Source organism: Streptomyces sp. NBC_00440 (assembly GCF_036014215.1).
Lineage (GTDB): Bacteria > Actinomycetota > Actinomycetes > Streptomycetales > Streptomycetaceae > Streptomyces.
Genome location: NZ_CP107921.1, coordinates 6904829 through 6928946, shown reverse-complemented (window position 1 = coordinate 6928946; position 24118 = coordinate 6904829). Strand labels below are relative to the sequence as shown.

The 24118-nt window shown below is 70.8% G+C and carries 24 protein-coding genes and 1 pseudogene; 6 read left to right on the top strand and 19 right to left on the bottom strand.

The window, feature by feature from the left end; translation table 11 throughout:
* Window positions 1–87 precede the first annotated feature (87 nt).
* Window positions 88–1056 carry an alpha/beta hydrolase gene (locus OHB13_RS30835; protein WP_328379243.1) on the bottom strand — a complete coding sequence of 323 codons (969 nt, stop codon included), beginning with the start codon at window positions 1054–1056 and terminating at the stop codon, window positions 88–90.
* A 215-nt stretch (window positions 1057–1271) separates the two neighbouring features.
* Here OHB13_RS30835 and OHB13_RS30830 point away from each other — a divergent pair, with 215 nt between their 5' ends.
* Window positions 1272–1688 (top strand): NmrA family NAD(P)-binding protein, encoded by a 417-nt coding sequence (locus OHB13_RS30830; protein WP_328379242.1) that lies wholly within the window; start codon window positions 1272–1274, stop codon window positions 1686–1688.
* A gap of 318 nt (window positions 1689–2006) precedes the next feature.
* Here the strand turns inward: OHB13_RS30830 and OHB13_RS30825 are convergent, their stop codons facing one another.
* Both OHB13_RS30825 and OHB13_RS30820 read right to left on the bottom strand, forming a co-directional pair.
* On the bottom strand, window positions 2007–2420 hold the full coding sequence (locus OHB13_RS30825; RefSeq protein ID WP_328379241.1) for an NUDIX domain-containing protein: 414 nt from the start codon (window positions 2418–2420) through the stop codon (window positions 2007–2009).
* A gap of 74 nt (window positions 2421–2494) precedes the next feature.
* Entirely contained in the window at window positions 2495–3604 is a 1110-nt protein-coding gene (locus OHB13_RS30820) for a hypothetical protein (protein ID WP_328379240.1), read from the bottom strand.
* A 423-nt stretch (window positions 3605–4027) separates the two neighbouring features.
* On the opposite strand from OHB13_RS30820, the gene OHB13_RS30815 reads away from it, so the two are divergent.
* A complete protein-coding gene (locus OHB13_RS30815) occupies window positions 4028–4675 on the top strand; it encodes a hypothetical protein (RefSeq protein ID WP_328379239.1) in 648 nt (215 codons plus the stop codon).
* Between the two features lie 511 nt (window positions 4676–5186).
* Here OHB13_RS30815 and OHB13_RS30810 read toward each other — a convergent pair.
* Complete coding sequence (locus OHB13_RS30810; RefSeq protein WP_328379238.1) at window positions 5187–6011, bottom strand: SDR family oxidoreductase; 825 nt, start codon at window positions 6009–6011, stop codon at window positions 5187–5189.
* 153 nt (window positions 6012–6164) lie between these two features.
* A pseudogene (locus OHB13_RS30805) lies at window positions 6165–6525 on the bottom strand (DNA polymerase III subunit alpha); the annotation flags it as partial.
* Between the two features lie 30 nt (window positions 6526–6555).
* Here OHB13_RS30805 and OHB13_RS30800 point away from each other — a divergent pair.
* On the top strand, window positions 6556–7014 hold the full coding sequence (locus OHB13_RS30800; protein WP_328379237.1) for a GlcG/HbpS family heme-binding protein: 459 nt from the start codon (window positions 6556–6558) through the stop codon (window positions 7012–7014).
* Window positions 7015–7122: 108 nt separating this feature from the next.
* Here the strand turns inward: OHB13_RS30800 and OHB13_RS30795 are convergent, their stop codons facing one another.
* The 6 genes from OHB13_RS30795 to OHB13_RS30770 form a co-directional block, all read right to left on the bottom strand.
* The gene (locus tag OHB13_RS30795) at window positions 7123–7704 is read right to left on the bottom strand and encodes a hypothetical protein (RefSeq protein ID WP_328379236.1); all 582 of its coding nucleotides are present in this window, start codon (window positions 7702–7704) and stop codon (window positions 7123–7125) included.
* Window positions 7704–8849 (bottom strand): ROK family glucokinase, encoded by a 1146-nt coding sequence (locus OHB13_RS30790; RefSeq protein ID WP_266851538.1) that lies wholly within the window; start codon window positions 8847–8849, stop codon window positions 7704–7706. The genes OHB13_RS30795 and OHB13_RS30790 overlap by 1 nt, the downstream gene beginning before the upstream one ends.
* 25 nt (window positions 8850–8874) lie before the next feature.
* Window positions 8875–9798: an ATP-binding cassette domain-containing protein gene (locus OHB13_RS30785; protein ID WP_328379235.1), complete on the bottom strand. Its 924-nt coding sequence runs from the start codon at window positions 9796–9798 to the stop codon at window positions 8875–8877.
* On the bottom strand, window positions 9795–10832 hold the full coding sequence (locus tag OHB13_RS30780; protein WP_266851542.1) for an ABC transporter permease: 1038 nt from the start codon (window positions 10830–10832) through the stop codon (window positions 9795–9797). Before OHB13_RS30780 ends, OHB13_RS30785 begins: the two co-directional genes overlap by 4 nt.
* Window positions 10829–11833: a sugar ABC transporter substrate-binding protein gene (locus OHB13_RS30775; protein WP_266851544.1), complete on the bottom strand. Its 1005-nt coding sequence runs from the start codon at window positions 11831–11833 to the stop codon at window positions 10829–10831. Before OHB13_RS30775 ends, OHB13_RS30780 begins: the two co-directional genes overlap by 4 nt.
* Before the next feature lie 312 nt (window positions 11834–12145).
* The gene (locus OHB13_RS30770) at window positions 12146–12910 is read right to left on the bottom strand and encodes a GntR family transcriptional regulator (protein ID WP_266851546.1); all 765 of its coding nucleotides are present in this window, start codon (window positions 12908–12910) and stop codon (window positions 12146–12148) included.
* A gap of 76 nt (window positions 12911–12986) precedes the next feature.
* On the opposite strand from OHB13_RS30770, the gene OHB13_RS30765 reads away from it, so the two are divergent.
* Complete coding sequence (locus tag OHB13_RS30765; protein WP_328379234.1) at window positions 12987–13991, top strand: Gfo/Idh/MocA family protein; 1005 nt, start codon at window positions 12987–12989, stop codon at window positions 13989–13991.
* Between the two features lie 72 nt (window positions 13992–14063).
* Here the strand turns inward: OHB13_RS30765 and OHB13_RS30760 are convergent, their stop codons facing one another.
* The 5 genes from OHB13_RS30760 to OHB13_RS30740 all read right to left on the bottom strand — a co-directional run bounded on the left by OHB13_RS30760 (window position 14064) and on the right by OHB13_RS30740 (window position 18630).
* Complete coding sequence (locus OHB13_RS30760; protein ID WP_328379233.1) at window positions 14064–14492, bottom strand: PaaI family thioesterase; 429 nt, start codon at window positions 14490–14492, stop codon at window positions 14064–14066.
* A gap of 43 nt (window positions 14493–14535) precedes the next feature.
* Window positions 14536–15723 (bottom strand): cytochrome P450 family protein, encoded by a 1188-nt coding sequence (locus tag OHB13_RS30755; protein WP_266851569.1) that lies wholly within the window; start codon window positions 15721–15723, stop codon window positions 14536–14538.
* A 4-nt stretch (window positions 15724–15727) separates the two neighbouring features.
* The gene (locus OHB13_RS30750; RefSeq protein WP_405756133.1) at window positions 15728–16342 is read right to left on the bottom strand and encodes a response regulator; all 615 of its coding nucleotides are present in this window, start codon (window positions 16340–16342) and stop codon (window positions 15728–15730) included.
* A gap of 53 nt (window positions 16343–16395) precedes the next feature.
* A complete protein-coding gene (locus OHB13_RS30745) occupies window positions 16396–17610 on the bottom strand; it encodes a sensor histidine kinase (RefSeq protein ID WP_266851571.1) in 1215 nt (404 codons plus the stop codon).
* 192 nt (window positions 17611–17802) lie between these two features.
* Window positions 17803–18630 carry an AIM24 family protein gene (locus OHB13_RS30740; RefSeq protein ID WP_266851573.1) on the bottom strand — a complete coding sequence of 276 codons (828 nt, stop codon included), beginning with the start codon at window positions 18628–18630 and terminating at the stop codon, window positions 17803–17805.
* A gap of 217 nt (window positions 18631–18847) precedes the next feature.
* Between OHB13_RS30740 and OHB13_RS30735 the strand changes: the two genes are divergently transcribed.
* Window positions 18848–19585 (top strand): SDR family NAD(P)-dependent oxidoreductase, encoded by a 738-nt coding sequence (locus OHB13_RS30735; protein ID WP_266851575.1) that lies wholly within the window; start codon window positions 18848–18850, stop codon window positions 19583–19585.
* A gap of 133 nt (window positions 19586–19718) precedes the next feature.
* On the opposite strand, the gene allB is transcribed toward OHB13_RS30735, so the two are convergent.
* Window positions 19719–21056: an allantoinase AllB gene (gene allB / locus OHB13_RS30730; protein WP_266851577.1), complete on the bottom strand. Its 1338-nt coding sequence runs from the start codon at window positions 21054–21056 to the stop codon at window positions 19719–19721.
* Window positions 21057–21354: 298 nt separating this feature from the next.
* Here allB and OHB13_RS30725 point away from each other — a divergent pair, with 298 nt between their 5' ends.
* Complete coding sequence (locus tag OHB13_RS30725) at window positions 21355–22158, top strand: IclR family transcriptional regulator (RefSeq protein ID WP_266851579.1); 804 nt, start codon at window positions 21355–21357, stop codon at window positions 22156–22158.
* A gap of 109 nt (window positions 22159–22267) precedes the next feature.
* Here the strand turns inward: OHB13_RS30725 and OHB13_RS30720 are convergent, their stop codons facing one another.
* On the bottom strand, window positions 22268–22960 hold the full coding sequence (locus tag OHB13_RS30720; protein WP_266851581.1) for an ABC transporter ATP-binding protein: 693 nt from the start codon (window positions 22958–22960) through the stop codon (window positions 22268–22270).
* Window positions 22957–24000, bottom strand: a complete 1044-nt coding sequence (locus OHB13_RS30715; protein ID WP_266851583.1) for an ABC transporter permease — start codon at window positions 23998–24000, stop codon at window positions 22957–22959. The genes OHB13_RS30720 and OHB13_RS30715 overlap by 4 nt, the downstream gene beginning before the upstream one ends.
* Between the last annotated feature and the right edge of the window lie 118 nt (window positions 24001–24118).

Genomic DNA, 24118 nt, shown 5'->3' with positions numbered 1-24118 from the left:
ACCTGTTAGCCACCTGGACCGGAACCTGCCCCACCTGCCGACAACCCACCCCATGGCAGACCTACGACACCACCTAACAAAGCCCTACTAGTCGGTGGCGAGGAGTCGCTCCAGCCAGTTGTGGCGCGCCGCGACGGCGGCCTTGCTGATCCGTGCCTCCGGGGCTTCCCGGTCGAAGGCGTGGATGCCGCCGGGCCACACGTGCAACTCGGCCTTGCCGCCGGCCTGCCAGATCCGGCTGGCGTAGGCGAGGATCTCGTCGCGAAGGCACTCGGCGGAGCCGACGTCGAGGAACGCGGGCGGCAGGCCGGTCAGGTCGGTCGCGCGGGCGGGCGCAGCGTACTGCGGTACGTCCGCTCCGCCGGGGACGCCGCCGAGCAGAGAGCTCCAGCCGAACCCGTTGTAGCTGCGGTTCCAGAATTCGATTCCGTCCATCTGCATGGCCGAGGCGCTGTTGTTGCGGTCGTCGAGCATGGGGCACATCAGCAGCTGGCCGAGCAGGCGGGGGCCTCCCTTGTCGCGCACGGTCAGGGCGAGCGCGGCGCTGAGGCCGCCGCCGGCGCTGGGGCCTGTGACGATGATGCGGTCCGGGTCGATGCCGAGCTCGTCCGCGTGCTCGGCGGTCCACAGCAGCCCGGTGTAGGCGTCGTTGATCTGGGCGGGGTAGGGGTGCTCGGGCGCGAGCCGGTAGCCGATCGAGATCAGCGTGGCCCCGAACTGCTCGGCTGTTTCAAGTACCTGGTCGAGCCCGGTGCGGTGATCGTTGCAGAAGAAGCCGCCACCGTGCATGTAGTAGAGCACTGGCCGCGATGCGGGCGCGTCGGCGGGCGTGCAGACCAGTAGCGGGATCTGGGGGTCGCCGTCCGGGCCGGGCACCGAGGGTTGGGAGACGGTGAAGCGCCCGCCACGGCTGAGGTCCCCGAGCGCTGCCACCTCGGCGTCGACCTCAGCGCGGATCTGCGGCAGCATCGCGAGACTCATCGGCGCCAGCTCCGGCTCCTCCGCCATGTAGGCGTCATAAGCGACCTGGAGTTCGGCGTCGAGTGGAACAGGCACGGTGGGCACAGTCTTCCCCGGTTCAAGATTCACGCGCGCACGCTAGCGACCCCGTTCCCTGCGCGCCAACCGATTTTCAGTACCGCGCCGATCGCGCAACGGGGCTGGGCGAATCAGCCGCCCGGGGCAGGCGGGCGAATGCCTGCTCGACCTGGGCCTTCAGGGAAAGCGGCCTCGGACGCTGCGGGCCCCGGACGCTCGGAACGGGTTCCAACATGACTGGCAATTCACCACTGTTTGCACGAAGGGTGACCAAACGGTTCCAACAGCGTTGCCCACAGGGTCCGACCCGCCGGTTCACCACCCTCAGGTGGTTCCACGCCGACGCCTTCGACGCCTCGGCCGACTATCTGGGACGCACCGTCGAGATCGCTGCAGACGCGTTGACCGGCCCACAGATGGCCGAGGTCTTCACCCGCGCCGCTGGCCGCCCGGTGCGCTTCCACTCCCAACCGACCGATCAACTCCGTGCCCACAGCGAGGAGATGGCCGCCATGTTCGACTGGTTCAATACCGTGGGCTTCCGAGCCGATCCGGCCGCCCTCCGTGCACACCACCCCAATCTGACCACCCTGGCCACATGGGTGCACGACCACTGGTCGGCACCGGTGGAACCGACGCAGCCCAGCTGACGGGTCCATCGCGGCGTGCGTCTACTGAGCGCTTCAGTTGGCGATGCCTGCCAACTGAAGCGCTCAGTCACACGAGCGCCGACCCAACCGTGGTGGCCAATGCGCCCGCCGAGCACCTGGTCGACGCCACCGAAGCGGGCCACCCGGCAAGACCATCCGCACGGTGTAGTACGGGTTCTGGGTCATCGAGCAGATTTGCTGGCTGCCCCCGGGAGTCCTGCGTTCGACCGGAGCTGCTCGCTCCTGGCGTCGGCTTCCGTCGTTCTTACCGCAGGATGGCGGGCCGCTCGGGTGCACCTTGCGTCTGGTAGCTGGTGATCAGGTCACCGATGCCGAGCGGATAGACGGTCTCCCGGGTGGAGTTGAGATCATCGATCGACCACCAGCGGGTGGCCGTGATGGTATCGGCCTGCGTGGCCTGGGCCAGTTCAGGTCGGCCTCCGTGAGACGGGCGATGTAGTACCGCTCGATCTGGCGGACGTCACCGTCACCGACCGTGTGGTCCGATGTGCGCTCGGCGAGCTGCGGACCGAGACGGACTCGGTCGCCGTCGACTCCGAGCTCCTCGCCGAGCTCGCGCCTCAGGGCCGCGGTGTGGTCCTCACCGCGGTCGAGAGAGCCGCCGGGCGTCGCCCAGAAACCGCCGTTCTCCTCGTAGCGCAGCAGGAGAACCCGCCCGTCGCCATCGAGGGCGATGACGCGGGCGGCGGGCCGCACAGGGAGCGTTGTCATGGGGCCCAGTCTGCCGTCGTGCTAGCCGTCGTACTGCGGGCGGTCGAGGTACGGCTGCGCTGAGGCCCTTCTTCTTAGGAGACGGGCGCTGGTGTTACATCGGCGGGCAGGTTGGGCGACGAGCAACCGTGGCGGGCGGCTGAGCGTTCAGCGAATGTCCGCAGATCGGCTTGCTCTCTTGCCGTGAGGGGTTGGGGATGGGGCTGGAACTTGGTCTCGGCCCGTTCTGTCCAGTACAGCGCGGTGCCTTGGGCCCCTGTGCATGTCGCTGAACCCCACACCATCCCCGCTTCATCGGTGCCTGCGGCTTTGTCGAAGGGCCCGAATCTTCCGCCATCGTGGTTCTGTGAGGTGACGAACGGGCCGTAGAAGGACTTCAGACGCAGTCCGCCCTCAAGCACGCAGAACTCGACCGGAGCGGTGCCCGCTGCCGTCTCCCGTACTACCGCCCGCGAGTGCACGCCCGCGCAGGTACCCCGGGCCTCGCCGGCTCTCTTCTTCGCGGTGGCAGCCGAGGAATCGACACGGCTGATCCTGTCGCCGAACCCCGCTTTGCACCCGGTGCGCTGCGCAGCTCGCTTCGCCGTCCCAGTGACCATCCGGGCGAGTTCTGCCCGCGCAGCGGGGTCGTTGTTGTCGCGAACATGAGCGAGGTGGGCGAGATCGGCACTGGCGGTCACCAGGATGCCGCTGCCGTGGCGGCCGTCCCAGTTCGGGCAGTCCAGCAGCACCGAAGCGCCTATCCCTTCCTCACCATCGGGAGCCAGCAGGCCCGACCAGTGCGCCCCCAGGGGGACCGGCAACACGTCATCGCCGCGAGAGAAAGTGGATAGACCAAGGCCGCTGGGGCCATCACTCGCAGGCTCGATGTGTACCTCAACGCCGTTGGCCCGGCACGCGGCAGGCAGCCCGTCCGGCTCCGTCACCTCCACGTCCCTCGACGGACCGTACTGCCAGCTGTCGGTCTTGAGATCCGCGCCGCTGATCCCGCTCGCGGTCGTACCGGTCAGCGCCAACATGTCATCGACGGGCAGCATCCCGCTGCACACCTCGGCCAGCCGTACCTCAGGCGTCCCCTGCCTGAACCAGACATAGCCGCCCCCCAACACCGCCACCGCCACGCCCGCCACCACGACGCGCCTGACCCAGACATTGATATTGCCCCAGTGCACGAACGCCCCCATCAGTCTCCCCGTCGCCGCTCAATTCGGAGGCTCAGACTCTCATCATGGCCGGAGCTGCTTCCGGCGGCCTCGGCTGTGCACCTGTCCGTAGCGAAGGAACTGGGCGACGGCGACCGGGGAGAGGTCAAAGCCCTCCAGCCGCAGGGCGAGTGCGCGGGCCGGCCAAACGCCGACGCCGCCGGTCCCGCGCCCGGCGTCGATGGCACTCGGTGCTCTGCACCGGGAGGAGCGGGCCGCCGGCTGGGTGTGCGCGCCGGGGGGCGCGGGAGCGGCCAAGCGCCTGACGGCGTTCTTGCAACCCGGACAACCGCCGCGAGTGGCGTGTTCGGTGGGGCATCGGCTCACGCAGGGGGAACGGGCAGCACCGGGACGGAAGCACCCCAATGGGCTTTCTGCAACGGGCACTTGGGGCAGACTGAATTCGTGGCTAACGAGTACTCACCCCCCACGTCAATGGAGTGGGGCGACCAGCGCAACGTGAATGAGCTGCTCAAAGCAGCGTGGGCCCGGGCCGACACCCTGCCCGATCCCACACAGGTCCATTTAGCTCTGGCCTGGACGGTGTCAAAGCCTGGCCCGCAGTCAGCCCCCGTAGTGCAGCAGGTACGGGACGCAGGCGGCCGAGGCGCGGAGATCCTGCGGGAGTTCACTCACTCCCTACAGCGCGCCCTCGATGAGGAGTCCGCGGAGGCAGAGCCCAGGGACATGAGCGAGGGCACACGTTCGAAGCCGAAGCGGCGTGCAGCGTCGAAAGCAAGGACGGCGGACTCGGGCGATCGGAGGCGGAGGAGGCATATCGAGAGTGCCGACGAGGCACTCAAGCGCCAGGCCGAACCCGAGCTGATCAACGAGATCCTGGCCGGTGGCGCCGTTGCCGCCTCCTTCACGGCTGCTGCCGGCGTCGCCAAGGCGAAGATTGAAGCCACTACCCAGCGCCGGAAGAACGATCTTGATGCAGATACTCAGCGGCTCAAGATCGCATCAGATGAGCGCATTGCAATGTTGCAGCCGAGGTTCCAGGAGCCCGTCTTCCAGACCAACGCAGAGGATGCCGAACCCGACGACGCTTGACTCGGTCTCGTGAGGCCCGCGCACGGACGACGTTCACCCTCGGAGACTGTGTGAAGGTGAGGAAGCACAGCCTGCGCGCCCGACGGGTATGGTCCACGCGGATCTCGTCGGGAAGACGGCGTTGGCCATGTGGGCCACACCTCATGCAAACGCGTAAGGAACCCCTGTGGCCGCCGACGGCCTTGCTGCCTTCCGACCGCACAGACGGATCCACGTCTGGGGCCGCATCTACCGAAGATCTCCCGGTGCTGCGAGAGTCTGAGGTCAGGACGGAACCCGAGACCCGCCTGCGCCACTCTGCGACGACATGGGAGTACACCGTGTCTGGCTACTGATCAGAACAGTCCCTCCGTCAGTCATTCGGCATGGGCAGAACACAAGCAGCCCCCTGCCCCACAGCCCCACGGAAGAGGGGCCGACCGGATTTCACCACGGTCGGCCCCCTTCTTCGCGCACGGGCTTGTTTCCGTGTGCGGCTGCCCGCTCCGTGCGCCGGGTCTCCCGCCCCGGCTCAGCCCTGCGCCAGATCCGCCACGGGCTGCCACTTCTCCCAACCCGCGAGACGCTGCTCGTAGTCGGCCTTGGCGATGCCCAGCGGCCCCGAACCGAAGAAGCAGCGCAGCGGTGGCTCGTCGGCGTCGACGATCTCCAGCACGGCTGCGGCGGACGCGGTCGGATCGCCCGGCGTGCCGACGCGCTTGCGGCGCTGCTCCTGCACCTCGTTGTGGAAGTCGGCGTACGCGGGCAGCGGCTCGGACGTGCTCGACGAGGAACCTGCCCAGTCGGTGGCGAACCCGCCGGGCTCGATCAGCGTGACCTTGATGCCGAACGGCGCCACTTCCTGGGCCAGCGTCTGGCTCATGCCTTCGAGCGCCCACTTCGACGCGTGGTAGATCCCGACCAGCGGGAAGGCGCTGATGCCGCCGATGGAGGAGACCTGGAGAATGTGGCCGCTGCCCTGCTCACGCAGGAACGGCAGCGCCGCCTGTGTGATCCACAGGGCGCCGAACAGGTTGGTCTCCAGTTGCGCGCGTGCCTCGGCCTCGGTGAGTTCCTCGATCATGCCGAAGTGGCCGTAACCGGCGTTGTTGACCACCACGTCGAGGCGCCCGAACCGCTCGTGCGCCTGCTGCACGGCGGCGAAGTCGGCGTCACGGTCCGTCACGTCGAGACGCAGGGGCAGCAGCCGTTCTCCGTACTGCTCGCGAAGGTCACCCAGCGTGGAGAGGTCGCGTGCGGTCGCGGCCACGGAATCGCCGCGTTCGAGGGCGGCGATGGCCCACTCCCTGCCGAAGCCGCGTGAGGCACCGGTGATGAACCAGATCTTCTGCGTCATGGTGTGCTCCTCAAGGAAAGTCGTCATGCGTACGATTCAGCACGTCGCGGTGTTTCTCCCACCACCCAACACCTTCGAGCGGGCTCGAAGGCAAGTTCAGTACTCGCATTGGCGGCCTCCATCGCTACGAGGAGTGACTGTCCTGCGGGGCTGTCATCCGGCGCTGCCGGGGGATCTGTGTCCAAGTCGGCGCAGGTCGGCGTAGCGACTGCCCGCGGGCTGAAGGTCAGCCCAGGCGTCGAGCTTGGCGCCGGCGGTTCCATGGTCGAGTACCCGCTCAGCGGGTGCGGTGGACTTGGTGTTGTGGTCGGCGGGGGTGGTGTGGCTGAGGAGGTCGAGGGCTGCCTGCGGGCCGTGGTCACGGCGGGCTGCCCGCGACGGCGTCCAGGTCCCGGACTATGTCGCCGACCACGGTGCGGCGCGGTCCGCGGGCCTCGACGGTGCCGCGGACCAGGAGCAGCCCGGAGTGGAGGATCGTGTGCGCGCACCTCTCGTGGGAGTTGTCGAAGAAGGCGAAGCCGAACCCGCATCCGGGTACCTGAGCATGCTGCGCGCCGGACGCGAACAACGCGAGACCGCCCGCTCTGCCATCTCTGAGCTGCGCTCCCTCATAGCCATCGCCGAACAGGAAGAACCCGCACTGGCGCAGGCAGCGCATCTGAACGTCGCTGTCACCGTCGCCGTCGTGGACAGCGGTGGCAATCTCCAGACTCTCGCCCGTATGGACGGCGCCACGTTCTGGGCGACCAACGTCGCCACCCACAAGGCGGTCACGGCGGCGGGGCTCGGCGTACCGACCGTGGCCTTCGGCAAGTTCGCCGCACAGGATCCCGTCCTGCTCGCCACCATGGCCACCCAGCCGGGCTCCGCGTTGCTCCCCGGTGGCATCCCGATCACGGTCGGCGGGGCGATCGCGGGGGCCATCGGTGTGGCCGGTGGAACCAAGGGCGAGGACCAGCCCATCGCCGAGGCAGGCGCTGCCGCCGCGGCAGCCTCGGACTGACTGACGCGGCAGCCTCGGACTGAACAGAGCACGGGACTGGCCGAAGAGCACGGCCCTCCCTCCCGCGGGCACGGGAGGGAGGGCCGACTCCGATGGCCGCTACGCCCCTCAGGGGGTGTCGGTCGAGACGAGGTACACCCTCTTGCCGTGCGGGAAGGTCCTGTCGACGGTGATGTCGACACTGGGCTGCGGACTCTTGCGGGTGACGGTCGTACCGGCCCAGTCGCGGGTGTCGGGGAACTTCCAGCCGACGATCTTCGCGTCGCGCGGGCTGACGGTGATCTTCCCGTCCTTGAGTGCGGCGGTGCTGGTGCCCGCCTTCTTGAGGAAGGCGTCGAGGCCGGCCTGGTTGGTGGTGAACCGAACGTACAGCCTGCTGACCTTCCAGTTGCTGGTCTGGTAGTACCAGACGCCCACCGCGTTCTCCGGGATCGGTACGTCGAACGTGCGGCGCAGCACCTTCGACGGCCAGTGGTGGGTGAGGCCGGTCGCCATGGCCTCCTTCTCGTTGGCCCGGCCGCCCTCGCGGCTCTGCTCGGCGGAGATGGCCAGATAGCCGGCCGGGATCCCGATGAGCAGCACGATGATGACCGCGGTGAGCCATCGGCGGCGGATCATGTGCCGGTGATCCTCCGGCGACTGCCCACCGCCCTCGGGGGGCGCGGTCTGGTGCGGCACGGACGTCGTCATTACGGGGATCCCTGGGTGGTGCGGGTGGTACGGGCAGCCTGTGCGTACCGCTCGTAGCGCTCCACACGGCGGCGGTTCGCCCTGCGGAACCGCCGGGCGATCAGCCTGGAGAGGTCGGCCGCCCCGACCATACCTGCCTCGGGCCCGAGCTGCGCCTTCGCGATCCGGGCCTCGGGGCGGTAGCCGCGGCCGGTCAGCTGGCGCCGGAAGGCGTCCCGCGCGGGTCCGATGAGCAGGTCGTCGGCGGCGCTGACGCCCCCGCCGATGACGAAGCAGGACGGGTCGAGCGCCGCGGCCAGATTGGCGATGCCGACGCCCAGCCACTGGCCGATGTCCTGGAACAGTTCGACGCACATCGCATCGCCCTCGCGGGCGAGTTCGGTGATGAGCGGCCCGGTGATGTCGGGGATGTTGCCCTTGACCCGGTCGATGATGCTGTACGCCACCGGGGAGTCGGCGGCGGCCATCTCCTTGGCCTCGCGGACGAGGGCGTTGCCGGAGCTGTACTGCTCCCAGCAGCCGCGGTTTCCGCAGGGACAGCGGTGGCCGCCGGGGACGACCTGCATATGACCGAATTCACCCGCGACGCCGTACTTGCCGCGCTTGACCTGACCGTCCTCCAGGATCGCGCCACCGATGCCGGTACCGAGCGTGATCATCACCAGATGGTCCTCGCCCCGGCCGGCGCCGAAGCGCCACTCGGCCCAGGCTGCGGTGTTGGCGTCGTTGTCGACCATGACGGGGACGGCGAGCCTGCCCTGGAGCGCGTCGCGCAGCGGCTCGTCGCGCCAGGCCAGGTGGGGGGCGAAGAGGACCCTGGAGCGGTCGGCGTCGACCCAGCCGGCCGCTCCGATGCCGACCGCGTGCACATCGTGGCGGTCGGAGAGATCGAGGACCAGCTCGACGATGGTGTCCTCGACGACCTTGGCGCTCTTGGACTTGTCCGGCGTCTCGGTCTTGATCTTCTCCAGGATGACGCCGTCGGCGTCGACGACGCCCGCCATCACCTTCGTACCGCCGATGTCGATGCCGACGGTCGGGACGCGGGGCGCTGTGAGGTGCGAGCGCCGCTCGCGGGTCCCGACGGTCCGCAGGACCGTGGCGCGGGCGGAGCCGCGGTGCGCGAAGTCACGGTACGTACTCATCGGTCAGATGATGCCACCCGAAACCTCAGGAGGCTCCCCCGGCGGGATTTCCGTCCGTCTTGTCTGGGCCGTGCTCGTCTGGGCCGTGCTCGTCAGGGCCGGGCTCTTCGGTGCCGGGGCTGTCTCCGGGCCGCGGCGTCCGCCGGAGCTCGTGGCTGAGCTCGTCCAGTTCGCTGCCGCCCGCCATCTGCCGGGTGAGCTCGTCCAGGGTGATCTGGTCCTTGCTGTGGCTCCCGAACATCGCGCCGCGCTTCAGCAGCACGAAGCGGTCACCGACCAGGTAGGCGTGGTGCGGGTTGTGCGTGATGAGGACCACGCCGAGCCCGGCGTCCCGGGCCGCCGCGACGTACTTCAGCACCACCCCGGACTGCTTCACGCCGAGCGCGGCGGTGGGCTCGTCGAGTACCAGTACCTTGGCCCCGAAGTGGACGGCGCGGGCGATGGCCACACACTGGCGCTCGCCGCCGGAGAGCGTGCCGATGGGCTGGTCGACGTCGCGCAGGTCGATGCCCATGCGCAGCAGCGCGGAGCGGGTCGTCTCGCGCATCAGACGGACGTCGAGGCGCTTGAAGGGGCCCGCGCCCTTCGTCGGCTCGGAGCCGAGGAAGAAGTTCCGCCAGACGGGCATGAGCGGGACGACGGCGAGGTCCTGGTAGACGGTGGCGATACCCCGGTCGAGCGCCTCGCGCGGCTTGCCGAGGCTCGTCTCGTCGCCGTCGATCAGGAAGCGGCCCGCGTCATGCCGGTGCAGTCCGGAGATGATCTTGATGAGGGTCGACTTGCCCGCGCCGTTGTCGCCGAGCACACAGGAGATCTCGCCCGCGTGCACGACGAGGGAGACCTCTTCGAGCGCCTTGATGTTGCCGTAGAACTTGCTGACGCGGTCGAGTTCCACCAGCGGTGTGGTCCCCTCCGGCTCCGGCCGCTCCGGCGCTGTCTGCTCCGTCATCGCGACGCCTCCGCTCGCTTGCGCACCCAGGCATTGAGCAGGGCGGCCAGGAGCAGCATGGCTCCCAGGAAGAACTTGAACCAGTCCGGGTTCCACTCCGCGTACACGATGCCCTTGCTGGTCATGCCGAAGATGAACGCGCCGACCGCGGAGCCGATCGCCGAACCGTAGCCGCCGGTGATCAGACAGCCGCCGATGACGGCCGCGATGATGTACGTCAGCTCGTTGCCGACTCCCTCGCCCGACTGCACCACGTCGTAGCTGAAGAGCAGGTGCTGGCCGGAGATCCAGGCCGCGAAGGCCACTCCCATGTAGAGGCCGATCCGGGTCTTGACGACCGGGACACCGACCGCGCGGGCCGCGTCGTCGTTGCCGCCGACCGCGAAGATCCAGTTCCCGGCGCGGGTGCGCAGCAGCACCCAGGTCGCCACGGCGATCAGCGCCGCCCACCACAGCAGGGTGACCTTGAGGTCGACGTTGCCGATGGTCAGCTGGGAGGCGAAGACCTTCTTCGCCGAGGGGAAGCCCTCCATGTCGCCGATGGACTTCGTCGACACGGTGCCGCTGATCAGCTTGGTGAAGCCGAGGTTGAGTCCGGTCAGCATCAGGAAGGTGCCCAGCGTGATGATGAAGCTGGGGAGCTTGGTGCGGGTCAGCATGAAGCCGTTGAAGACGCCGATCGCGAGCGTGACCAGCAGCGAGACACCGACGCCGACCCAGACGTTCGCCGTCATCTGGTAGCTGAACATCGAGGAGATCAGCGCCGAGCTGGTCACCAGGACCCCGGCCGACAGGTCGAACTCGCCGCCGATCATCAGCAGCGCCACCGGTACGGCCATGATCCCCAGGGTCGACGCCGCGTAGAGCACCGTGGAGAGGCTGGAGGGCCGCAGGAAGCTGTCCGCGACGACCGAGAAGAAGATGAAGACGGCGACAGCGCCGACGACCGAGCCCAGCTCGGGGCGGCCGAGCAGCCGGCGCAGCGGTGAGGAGCGCAGCAGCCGTTCGTCCGGCGTCTGTGCGGCGGTGCTCATCGAGTCCCCCGCTGGGTGTAGGCGGCCAGCGCGCCCGCGTCCTTCTTGGTGATGACCTGGGGGCCGGTGAGGACCGGGCGGCCGCCGCCGAGGACGTTGGCGTTGTACTTGTAGAGCCAGAGCAGGTCGACCGCCTCGTACCCCTGGAGGTACGGCTGCTGGTCGACGGCGAAGCCGAGGGTGCCCTTCTGCAGGGCGGACGCGACCTTGGCGTTGAGGTCGAAGGTGTCGATCTCGGCCTTGCTGCCCGCGGTGTCCTTGGCCTGGACGGCAGCGTCGGCGAACGGTGCGCCGAGGGTGACGACCGAGTCGATGGCGGGGTCGGCCTGGAGCTTGGCCTCGATGGAGGACTGGACGTCGGGCATGTTGGTGCCGTCGACGTACAGGTTCTCCATCGTGCCGTGGAAGTTCTTCTTGGCTCCGGCACAGCGCTGCTCGTGGCCCACGTTGCCCTGCTCGTGCAGGATGCAGAGGGCCTTCTTGCGGCCGCGCTTGTTCAGCTCGTCACCGACCGCCTCGCCCGCGATCGTCTCGTCCTGGCCGATGTGGCTGAGGGCGCCGAACTGCTTGGACTCCTCGGAGCCGGAGTTCACGGTGATCACCGGGATGCCGGCCTTCTCGGCCTTCTGCACGACGGCCTTCATCGAGTCGGGCTTGGCGAGGGTGACGATCAGTCCGTCGACCTTCTGGTCGATCGCGGTCTGCACCAGCTGGGCCTGCTGCTGGCCCTCCTCGCTGTGCGAGTAGAGGAAGGTGACGTTGTCCTTGGCGGCCGCCTGCTTGGCGCCCTTCTGGACGATGTCCCAGAAGGTGTCGCCGTCGCCGGAGTGGGTGACCATCGCGATCTTCCAGCGGGGGGTGTTCACCGCGGCCTTTCCGACGGCGGCGGCCCGTGAGGCGCGCTCCTCGGCCCGCTTGCCGCCGGTGCTGCTGCATCCCGCCAGGGAGAGCCCCAGCGCTAGCGCCAGCGCCCCGCTGACCCAGGTTCGTACCCTTGCCACGACGTGATGCCCTTCTCGGTGTTCCTGTGCTTGCTGCGGGCGCTGCGACTGCGGTGCTCGCTGCGGACGGTGGCCGGTCCCGTCCGGTCCGGCGGCCCAAGTATGGGTCACCCCTGATCGCCGGCGAGTCATCGGGTACCGCCCACGGGTGCGGCGAGGTGCGCTGCTGCTGTACGGGTCGTACGCAAGGGGGGTCCGCCCTCTCTCCCGGCCGCCGGGTTGCGGCAGAGGAGTTCTAGCGGCGGGCACCGGGGCTCGTCAATGGTTTGTCAGAACATTCTTACGAACTGCGCCGGCCGCTCACCGGTCGCGCTACGGGCGCACCAGGAGCTGGAACTCGAAGGAGTACCGCGAGGCGCGGTAGGTGTGCGTGCCGAACTCGACGGCCCGTCCCGTGGAGTCGTACGTGGTGCGCTCCATCGTCAGCAGCGGCGCACCCTCGGGTTCCGCGAGGCGTATCGCTTCCTCGGCGGTCGCGGCCCGTGCGCCCACCGACTGGCGGGCGCTGTGCAGGGTGATCCCGGCGACGCGCAGCAGCCGGTACAGGCCGGTGGCCTCAAGGCGGGGTGTGTCGAGGGTCAGCAGCCCTTCCGGCAGGTAGTTGCGGAGCTGCGCCATGGGCTCTCCGTACGCGAGCCGCAGCCGCTCGACGTACCGGACCTGGCTGCCCTCGGGCACCGCGAGCGCGGCGGCGGCCTCGGCCGTCGCGGGGACGGTCTCGTTGCGCAGGACCCGGGTGGTGGGCCGCTGGCCCGCGGCGAGCAGGTCGTCGTAGAGGCTGCTCAGTTCGAGGGGGCGCCTGATCCGGCTGTGCACCACCTGGGTGCCGACGCCTCTGCGGCGTACCAGCAGCCCCTTGTCGACCAGCGACTGGATGGCCTGACGGACGGTGGGACGCGACAGGCCGAGCCGGCCCGCGAGGTCGATCTCGTTGCCCAGCAGGCTGCCCGGGACGAGCCTGCCCCGCTCGATGGCCGACTCCAGCTGCTGGGCGAGCTGGAAGTACAGCGGGACCGGGCTGCTGCGGTCCACGCTGAGCTCAAGGCTGAGGGCGGGGTCGGCCGCGGGTTTGGACACGCCGAGAGGGTAGCCCAGGTCCGGTTGTCAGGACAAAGGCTTGACAGTGGGCAGAGCTGCGGCCACGTTGGGGTCCATGCGTATCGGACTCATCGGGACAGGCCGGATCGGTTCCTTCCACGCGAGGGTGCTCAGCGGCCACCGGGACGTCGGCGCGCTGGTGGTGGCCGACACCGAGGGGGCGCGCGCCGCCGAGGTCGCCCGGCGGACCGGTGCGACTGCCGCCGCTTCGGTCGACGAGGTCTTCACCTCGGGCGTGGACGCGGTCGTCATCGCTTCCGCGACCTCGTCGCACGCCGCTCTGATCGGCAGGGCCGCCCGCGCCGGGCTGCCGGTCTTCTGCGAGAAGCCGATCGCCACCGACCTGCCGGGCACACTGACGGCGCTGCGTGAGGCCGAGGAGGCGGGCACCGTGCTCCAGCTGGGCTTCATGCGCCGCTTCGACGCCGGATACGCGGCGGCGCGCGAGCGCGTGCGGTCGGGTTCGCTGGGCCGGCTGCACACCGTCCGCGCACTCACCTCCGACCCCGCGCCGCCGCCCGCCGCATATCTGCCGCTCTCCGGCGGGCTCTTCCGGGACTGCCTGGTGCACGACTTCGACATGGTGCGCTGGGTGACCGGGCGCGAGGTGGCCGAGGTGTACGCGACCGGGTCGGACGCGGGGCCCGCGATGTTCCGCGAGGCCGGTGATGTGGACACGGCCGCCGCACTGCTCACGCTGGACGACGGCACGCTGGTCACCGCGACCGCCACCCGGTGCAACGGCGCGGGCTACGACGTCCGGATGGAGCTGGCGGGGGAGCTGGACCAGATCTCGGTGGGGCTCGGCGACCGTACGCCGGTGACCTCGACCGAACCGCAGGGCCCGCCGCCCGCGGACCGGCCGTGGCCCGGCTTCCTGGAGCGGTTCGCCCCGGCCTACGAGGCCGAGCTCGACGCCTTCCTGCGGGTGGCGCGGGGCGAGCTGGCCAACCCGTGCGACGGCCGGGAGGCGCTGGCCGCGCTGCGCATCGCGGAGGCGTGCGAGCTGTCCCGGCGCGAGCGGCGCCCGGTCCGCACGGACGAACTCGTCACCGGCTGAACAGACGCCCCGTCAATACGTACGGAGCGATGACCCCCTGCCAGCTGACGCTTGCCCTGAGTTGACACCCCGTCAGGCTGACGGTGGCGCGGCAGCCGGGAGCACGGTCCCCTGCGCCACGGCGCAGAGCACCTCCTCACCGTCGTCGCGCACCATGACCAGATCGCAGCGGACGGTGGCCTGGCGGCGCCCGGTGTGCACCACCTCGGCGCGGGCGACGAGTGTGCGGCCCGCGCCGGGGCGCACGTACTGAATGGAGAAGCCGCCGGTCAGCACGGCGGCCCCCAGCGTCGTCCCGGCCGCGAAGGTGAGCGCGTTGTCGGCCGCGTACGCCAGCACTCCCCCGTGCAGAAAGCCGTTCTGCTGCAGCAGCTCGTCGCGGACGTCCACCTCCAGTACGGCCGAGCCGCCGCCGAACCGGGTGACGCGCGCCCCCAGCAGCCGGCTGAACGGCTGCGCGTCGAGCGTCCGGCGCGCCAGGTCCAGGTCGAGTTCACTCATCCCACCGCTCCTCGCGGTCCGGCGCCGGACCGCAGGCCCCGCCTCACCAGCGCACCGGCAGTTTCCGCACCCCGTGCATCAGCAGTCCCGGAATCCAGTGGTACGCGCCGCCGTCCGGGTCGAGTTCCAGATCGGGGCAGCGCTCCAGCAGCGTACGGACGGCGATCCGGCCCTCCATCCTGGCGAGCGGCGCGCCGAGGCAGAAGTGGATGCCGTGCCCGAAGGCGAGGTGCCCCTGCGGGGCGCGCCGGATGTCGAACCGGTCGGCGTCCGGGAAACGGTCCGGGTCACGGTCGGCCGAACCGAGCGAGACCAGTACGGGGTCGCCCGCCGCGATGTCCGCGGAGCCGATCCGCAGAGGCTCCGCCGCGTGCCGGTAGGTGGCGGTCTCCACCGGACCGTCGTAGCGCAGCATCTCCTCGACCGCGCCGTCCAGCAGGCTCATGTCGGCGCGCAGCGCGGCGAGTTGCTCGGGGTGGGTGAGCAGTGCGCGTACGCCGTTGGAGATCAGGTTGACGGTGGTCTCATGGCCCGCGACGAGCAGCAGGAAGGCCATACCGACGAGTTCGGGTGCGGACAGCTGGTCACCGTCCTCGTCGCGGGCCCGGATCAGCGCGCTCAGCAGATCATCGCCCGGCCGCTCCCGCTTGGCCTCGATCAGCGAGACGAGGTATCCGCTCATCTCCCGGACCGCGGCGCTCTCCTGGTCACCGCCGGTCGGGCCGATCAGCTCGTTGGACCAGACACGGAAGCTCGCCCGGTCCAGGTCCGGCACACCGAAGAGTTCACAGATCACGGTCATCGGCAGCGGGAACGCCAGCGAGTCCACCAGATCGGCCGTGCGCTCCGGAGCCGCGAGCATCGCGTCGATACAGGCGTCGGTGACCTCCTGCACGCGCGGGCGCAGCGCCTGGACCCGGCGCGCGGTGAACTCCCGTACCACCAGCTTGCGCAGCCGGGTGTGGTGCGGCGGGTCGGCGTCCAGCATGTTGGCGAAGAGCCCGCCCGACTCGTCCTTCCAACCCTCCATCTTCCGGGGGTCCTTGATGAGCCGGGGGTCGTTGAGCGCGGCCCGGGCCTCCTCGTGGCCGACGACCAGCCAGACACCGGCGTCCTCGGTGTCCTGAGTACGGACGCGGTGCACGGGCCCGGCGGCGCGCATCTTCTCGTAGTACGGATACGGATTCGCGTTGAAGTCCTCGGTGTCCTGCCGCAGATCGATCAGCGTCATCGCCTCAGCGTACGTCGCCGTCCCCGTCGAGGAACCCCGCATCGTGGACCAGCAACGCGATCTGGACACGGTTGTTGAGGCCGAGCCGGGCCAGCACGCGCGACACCTGGGTCTTGACCGTGGGCACGCTCAGATACAGGGCGGCCGCGATGGCCGCGTTGGACTCGCCGCGCCCTACGGCGACTGCCACTTCCCGCTCGCGGTCGGAGAGTTGGCCCAGCTGCGCGCGGGCCCGCACCGCACGGTCGTCCGCCGCGCCGCCCGCCACATGCGTCATCAGCTGCCGGGTGACCGCGGGCGAGAGCACCGGATCGCCGGCCGCCACCCGGCGGACCGCGGCGACGATGTCGGCGGGCGGGGTGTCCTTCAGCACGAACCCGGCCGCCCCCGCGCGCAGCGCCCGCAGCACCTGTTCGTCGGCGTGGAAGGTGGTGAGCAGGACGACCTCGGGCGCACCGGCGGCGCTCCGCAGCCGCTCGGTGGCCGTCAGCCCGTCCACGCCCGGCATCCGGATGTCCATCAGGACCACATCGGGGTGGACGGCGGCCACCAGCGCGGGCACCTCGGAGCCGTCCGCCGCCTCGCCGGCGATCTCGATGTCACCGGCGCCGCCGAGCATGAGGGCGAGCCCGGCCCGGACAAGGGGGTCGTCGTCGACGACGAGAAGCCTGATCACGCGGGCCAGGGTAGCCAGGCGGCGACCCGGAAGCCGCCGCCCTCCGTCGCGCCGTGGTCCAGACGGCCGCCCGCGAGGGTGGCCCGCTCGGTGAGGCCGATCAATCCCTGCCCGGATCCCGGCACCTTCGGTACGTCTCCGGGCGGCGGCGGATTCCGTACCTCGACGGTCAGCCCGGCCCCGGGGCTGCCGGTGACCGTGACGGTGACCTCGGCCCCCGGCGCGTGTTTACGGGCGTTGGTGAGCCCTTCCTGGACGATGCGATAGGCGGTGCGGCCGGTCGCGGCGGGCACGGTGGCCGGGTCCGCGACCTTGTTGTGCAGGGTGACCGACATCCCGGCCTGCCGGGACTCGGCGGCCAGGGCTTCGAGCGTGACCAAGGTGGGCTGCGGCCGGTTCTCCTCGCCCTCGCCGGGGGTCCGGAGCACCCCGATGATCTCGCGCAGGTCCTGGAGCGCCTCGTGGGCGCTGTCCCGGATGACCCCGGCGGCGCGGGCGACCTCGGGCGCGGGTGCGCCGGGCCGGAATTCCAGGGCTCCGGCGTGGACGCTGAGCAGGGTCAGCCGGTGCGCCAGTACGTCGTGCATCTCCCGGGCGATGGCCTCGCGGGCCAGCCGCTGCGCCTGTTCGGCACGGAGATCGGCCTCCGCCTCGGCGCGGTGGGCGCGTTCGCGCAGCACCACGACGAGCTGGCGCCGGGAGCGTACGAACAGGCCCCAGATGATCACCAGCAGCACCAGCACCGTGCCGAAGAGCGTCGAGCTGATCCAGGACATGGTCGGGTCGGGGCGCAGCGCGGCCTGCACTCCCCCGGCCGCCACCGCCCCTGCCCCCAGTACCAGGACCGGCCGGAACGGGCGGTGCACGGCCAGGCTGAACAGCGCCACCAGCACGGCACCGGCGGCGAGCGGAGCGAACGCGCTGACCACCACGAGCACCGCGGCGAGCCCGACGGGCCAGCGCCTGCGCACCCAGAGCGTGCAGCAGGAGAGGACGCCGATCACCTGGTCGGCGGCGCTGTCGAGGTCGGTGTAGCCCGCCTGGTTCTTGATGGCGTCCAGGGCCAGCACACCGATGCCCAGCGCGATCAGGAAGGCCGTGATGTCCACGATCCAGTCGCGCAGGGTCCGGCGCGGCCTCTCCCGGTCCGCGGCGGGCTCGGCACCTGCCAGGGCCGAGGGCAGCAGCCAGCGGTACTCCGAACGCGTCATGTCCACAAAGTTACGCAGGAGCCGCGCCGGGTGCGGTGTTCAGCGGAGCAGTCGAGACCAAAGTCGCGGAGTCCGAGACTTTGGGAGTCATCGCGCAGGCCCCGCTGGTCAGCGGGTGTCCGCACAGCCTGCCTGCGCGCCCGGCCGCATGATCCGCCCCGCGCCCCGCGCCCGGCCGCCGGTGCGTCCCGGCTATCCGGCGTTCGTGGAGAAGAGTCCGCCCGTGGGCCCCTGCTTGTCGCCGCCCTGCGCCTTCTTCAGCGCGTTCGCCAGACCCTCGATGGTCAGCGACTGGAGGATGACACGGCCGTTGCCCTCCAGCGTGGCCAGCGACAGGCCCTCGCCGCCGAAGACGGCGTTCATCATGCCCTGGCGGTTGAGGCCGCCGATGCGCTGGACGCCGTACTCGATGCCCTCCTCGAAGGCGACGATGCAGCCGGTGTCGACCTCGATACGGCCGCCGAAGTCGGCCGGGTTGAGGTCGATGAAGTTGCCCGCGCCGCAGATGATCACGGTCCCCCGGCCGGTGAACTTCTCCAGGATGAAACCCTCACCGCCGCTGCGGCCCGTCCGGCCGCCCTGCCAGGCGATACCGAAATCGACGGTGGACTCCGCCGCCACGAACGCGTCCTTCTCGGCGAACCACGCCCGGGAGCCGTTCAGCTCCAGGGCGCGCATCTCGCCCGGGAGCACGCCCGCGAAGCCGACCGTGCCCTCGCCGCCGGTGGCCGCGAAGTACTGGAAGGCGAGCGATTCACCCGCCAGGGCCCGCTGGCCCACCTGCATCGCGGTGCCCATGGCCTGCCTGAGGATCCCGCCCATGCCGCCGGCCTGCCCCTGCTGACCGCCCTGTCCCTGCTGGCCGCCACCGCCGCCGGGCCCGGAGAGACGCGTCTCCATGCTCACGTTCGAGGTCTTGAAGAGGAACTTCCCGGCCTCGCAGTAGACGGTCTGGCCGGGCTGAAGGCTGACGACGGCCATCTGCATGGCGTTGCCGACGATCTCTTGCTGGAGGGTCACGGCCGGTTCTCCTTGGGGCGGTGGCGGGGGCCGGTACATCCGTACCGGCAGGTGAACGGCCGGGGCCCGCTGTTCGGTTCCGGCTGTCCGGTTCCGGGCGGGGCTGTCGGCACCGGACCCCGGACTCGCAGTCCGTTTCCCGCCGGTACGGGTGGCCGTCCGCCGCTTTGCTGGGACGTGCGAACACTACCGACGAAACGACGGGGCGGGACACACCATGTCTTCTCTGAACAGGTCAGCGCTGGACGGCCGGGCGGCGCTGGTGACGGGCGGCAGCCGCGGGATCGGGGCCGCCGTGGCACTGCGGCTGGCGCGGGAGGGCGCGGACGTCGCGATCACCTTCGAACGGAACGAGACCGCAGCCAAGGAGGTCGTCGCCGGGATCCAGGAGGCGGGCCGCCGGGGCCTGGCGCTGCGTACGGACGCGGCGACCGCCGTGGCCCGCACCGCCGAGGAGTTCGGCGGGCTCGACATCCTCGTGAACAACGCGGGGGTCGGTGTGCTGGCCCCGGTCGGCGATCTCACGGCGGCCGACCTCGACCGTACGCTCGCGGTCAACGTACGAGAGGTCTTCCTCGGCTCACAGGCCGCGGCCGCGGTGCTCAGGCCGGGCGGCCGGATCATTTCGACCGGCACGGCGCTGACCCGCTACGCGGGCGGTCCCGGGGCCAGCCTCTACGGAATGAGCAAGGCCGCGCTGACCGGGCTGACCCGGTCGCTCGCCCGGGAGCTGGGCGAGCGGGGCATCACGGTCAACGTGATCCAGCCGGGCCCGGTCGACACGGAGATGAACCCGGCGGACGGCCCGTACGCCGGGCCCCAGCGCGCGGCAACGGCGCTGGGACGCTTCGGGACGGCGGACGAGGTGGCCTCGCTGGTGGCGTATCTGGCCGGCGAGGAGGCCGGGTATGTGACGGGGGCCGAGCTGCTGGTGGACGGCGGGCACGCGGCGTAACACCGGCGCAGGGGGCCTCTCACACGCCGGTCTCCGCCCCGGAACCGGGCCGCCCGGCCACCGCTCCGGGGCGGAGGCCGGCCGGCCCGGGCGTCGCGTTACCGGCGGCTCGGGCGTCGCGAAACCGGCAGGCTCAGGCGTCGCGTTCGAGCAGCCGGCCCACCGGCTCGCCCACTACGCCGTTCTCGGCGATCCGCTCGCCCCGCAGCCAGGTGGAGCGCACGACCCCGTACAGGGTCTTCCCGGCGTATGCCGTCACCTGGTTCCGGTGGTACAGCTCCGCCGGGTCGACGGTGAAGGTGTCGTCCGGCGCCAGCACCGCGAAGTCGGCGTCCCGGCCGGCCTCGATCGCGCCCTTGCCTGACAGCCCGGCGAGTGCGGCCGGCGCCGTGGACATCCAGCGGACCACGTCGTCGAGGCTGTGGCCCCGCTCGCGCGCCGCCGTCCAGATCGCCGGGAGCCCCAGCTGGAGGGAGGAGATGCCGCCCCAGGCGTCGGCGAAGTCGGGGGTCTTGAGGTCAGTGGTGCAGGGCGAGTGGTCGGAGACGATGCAGTCGATCGTCCCGTCGGCAAGCCCCTGCCACAGCGCGTCCTGGTTGGCGGCCTCACGGATCGGTGGGCAGCACTTGAACTCCGTTGCCCCGTCCGGGACTTCCTCGGCCGTCAGGGTGAGGAAGTGCGGGCAGGACTCCACGGTGACCCGGACGCCCTCGCGCTTGGCGGCGGCGATCAGCGGAAGCGCGTCGCTGGACGAGAGGTGCAGGACGTGGATGCGCGCGTCCAGCCGCCTGGCGAGCGCGATGAGGCCCTCGATCGCCTGGTTCTCGGCGGCGCGGGGGCGGGAGGCCAGGAAGTCCGCGTACTGCGGGCCGCTGCGCTGCGGGGCGTCGGCCAGCTGGTGCGGGTCCTCGGCGTGGACGATCAGCAGCCCGCCGAAGCCGGCGATCTCGGCCATGGACCGGGCGAGCTCCTCCTGGTCGAGCTCGGGGAACTCCTCGACGCCGGAAGGCGACAGGAAGCACTTGAAGCCGAACACCCCGGCGTCGTACAGCGGGCGCAGGTCCTTGACGTTGGAGGGGATCGCGCCGCCCCAGAAGCCGACGTCGATGTGCGCCTTGCTGCGGGCCACGTCCTGCTTGGTCCGCAGGTTGGCGGCGGTCGTGGTCGGCGGCAGCGAGTTGAGCGGCATGTCGAGCAGCGTGGTGATCCCGCCGGCCGCGGCGGCCCTGGTCGCGGTCCAGAACCCCTCCCACTCGGTGCGGCCGGGGTCGTTCACATGGACGTGGGTGTCGACGAGGCCGGGGAGCAGCACGTCGTCGCCGAAGTCCGTCAGCCGGGCGCCATCCGGCACCTCCGCGTCGTAGGGCAGCACTGCTGCGATCTTCCCATCGGCGACAGCGACCGATGCGGCGCGCGTCCCCTGGGGGGTGATGACTCGCGTCGAGCGCAGTACCAGTTCGGTGGTGGACACCCGGGCCCCTCTTTCCATATAGCGAAATTCACGTTCCAATAATGGAGTGTTCGCTGCGCGCCGTGGCTCGTCAAGACCGGACCGGCCGCCTGGATGATTCCACAAAGCAAAAGCCGAATTTCGGGTGCCGGAATGTGCTTCCCTCCGGTACCCCTGGGTCCGGATCGTACCCATCCGGCCGCCTGATCCGGACAAAGGGGTCCTGACCGGCCCCAACGCCTGCCGCCGAGGGGGATACAGCGGGCTCCGGCCCGGTAGGCTGGCGCCTTGCCCCGCCCGCCTCGAAAGGACCGCCGCCGTGCCGCAGTCCCACGCCAGCGCACCCGACGCCAAGACCGCAGCACCGAGCGGTGGCGTCCAGTCCCTGGAGCGCGCCTTCGATCTGCTGGAGCGGATGGCCGACGCCGGTGGAGAGGTCGGCCTGAGCGAGCTCTCGGCCGCCAGCGGTCTGCCGCTGCCCACGATCCACCGGCTGATGCGCACTCTGGTCGCCTGCGGCTACGTACGCCAGCAGCCCAACCGGCGCTACGCGCTGGGCCCGCGCCTGATCCGGCTCGGCGAGTCGTCGGCCCGGCTGCTCGGGACCTGGGCCCGCCCCTATCTCGCGCGGCTGGTCGAGGAGACCGGGGAGACGGCGAACATGGCCCTGCTCGACGGGGACGAGGTCGTGTACGTCGCGCAGGTCCCGTCGAAGCACTCCATGCGGATGTTCACCGAGGTGGGGCGGCGGGTCCTGCCGCACTCCACCGGAGTCGGCAAGGCGCTGCTCGCGCACACCTCGCCGCCCGAGGTCAGGGCGCTGCTGGCACGGACCGGTATGCCGGCCGCCACCGAGAAGACGATCACCACGCCCGAGGGGTTCCTGGACGCCCTGGAGGTCGTACGCCGCGCGGGGTACGCGGTGGACGACAACGAGCAGGAGATCGGGGTCCGCTGCCTCGCGGTCCAGGTCCCCAACTCCCCCACGGCCGCCGCGATCTCGATCTCGGGTCCGGCGGGCCGGGTGACGGAGGAGGCGACCGAACGGATCGTGCCGATCCTCCAGGGCATCGCCCTGGAGCTCTCGGCCACCCTCGCGAGCGCGGGACCCCAGCAGGTCTGATCCGGCGCAGGTCCGGCCGGATGCAGGTCCGATCCGGCCGGGGGCGCGGCGGATCCGGCCCCCGGACGCCGGGCGGTTCGGACGCCGGGCGGTCCGGACCACCGGCGGCTCAGACGACCGGCGGTTCAGCCACCGGCACCGTCAGCCGCCCGTCGGCCATCGACACCGTCCGGTCCATCCGGTCCAGGTGCGCATGGTCATGGGTGACCAGCACCGTCGCAGTACCGCGTGCCCGGGTCAGCGTGACCAGCAGGTCCAGCACGCCCGCACCCCGCTCATGGTCGAGGGCGCTGGTGGGCTCGTCGACCAGCAGTACCGACGGCTCGTTCATCAGCGCCCGCGCGATGTTGACGCGCTGCCGCTGACCGCCGGAGAGCTGGTGCGGGCGCCTGCCCGCCTGGTCGGCGAGGCCCACCGCGTCCAGCAACTCCACGGCGCGGCCGCGTACTTGACCGGCCGGCCGGCCCGAGAGGTGCGCCATCACCTGGAGCTGCTCGGCGGCGGTCAGCGCGGGCAGCAGGTTCGGCTGCTGGAAGACGATCCCGATCCGTTCGCGCCGGAGTGCCGCCTTCGCCGCCCGGCTCAGCGAGGCCGTGTCCGTTCCGTCGACGACCACCCGGCCCCGCTCCGGGGTCACCAGCGTCGCCGCCACCGCCAGCAGGCTGGACTTGCCGGATCCGGACGGTCCGACCACCGCCGTCAGCGAACCGGCCGGAACATCGAGCGTCACCGTGTCCAGCGCGACCACCCGGCCGTCCCCGTCCGGGTAGGTCAGCGTCACATCGTCCAGGGCCAGGGTCATCGTGCGCTCCCGAGGGCGGTCAGCGGGTCGACGGCGGTGATCCGCCGGATGGAGAGGGCCGCGCCGAGCACCCCGAGGACGACGATCACGGCGGCGGGGAGAACGGAGGTCAGCGGGTCGAGCACGAAGGGAACACTCCCGGGCACGACGGCGCCGACCCCGGCGGCAAGGGCGGTGCCCAGCAGCGTCCCGGCCAGCAGCATCAGCACCGCCTGGCCCAGAGCGTCGCGCAGCAGATACGGAGTGGAGGCACCCAGCGCCTTCAGCACGGCGATGTCACCGCTGCGCTGGATCGTCCATACCGTGAAGAACGCGCCTATCACCATGGCCGAGATGACGAACAGGAAGCCGCGCATCAGCTGGAGCGATCCGTTCTCCGCCTGGTACGAGGGGAGCGCGCTGAGCGAGCCGTCCAGGGTGAGCGTCTTCGTACCGGCCGCCCGGTCTCCCGCGCCGAGGTCCGCCCCGCCGGTGGTGGTCAGGGCCACCACACTGGCGTGCTCGCCCGCGCGGAGCGAGGTCCACGCGACCGGGGTGTGGCTGTAGGAGTCGTCCCCGGCGACCGCCGTCACCGTGAACTTCCTGCCGGAGAGCGTGACGGTGTCCCCGGTCGCCGCGCCCAGGTCGTGCGCGGCGCCCCTGGACAGCACCACACCGGAGTGCCCGGGCTCCGCGGGCGCCAGACCGGAGCCGGGCCGTACCGCGAACTCGGAGACCGCGGCCGTGCGGCTGCCCGCTTCCGCGTTGCCGGTGCCGATGGCGACGGGCTGCGCGCTCTTCACCCCCGGCTGCGCGGCCCAGGTCCGCCAGGCGCTCTGCGGCAGCTGCGACCCGGTGAAGGAGGCGGACTGCCCCGAGGGCGGCGCGGCGAAGGCCAGGTGGTCGGCGGGCAGTCCGGTGACGGCCGATGTGTTGTCCCTGGCCAGCCCGGCGGTCAGCCCGGACAGCAGTCCGACCAGCAGGGTGATGAGTACGATGACCGTCCCCATCAGGGCGAACCGGCCCCTGGCGAATCTCAGATCTCTCCATGCGACGAACATGTGCCCAACCCTGCTGGCACCGGGGGTGCTTGGGCATCGCGCCACGGATGGCTCCGGGCGGATCGAAAGACGGAGCCGGCAATCAAACTTTCGATTGAGGGCGTTCCGGGACGATCCG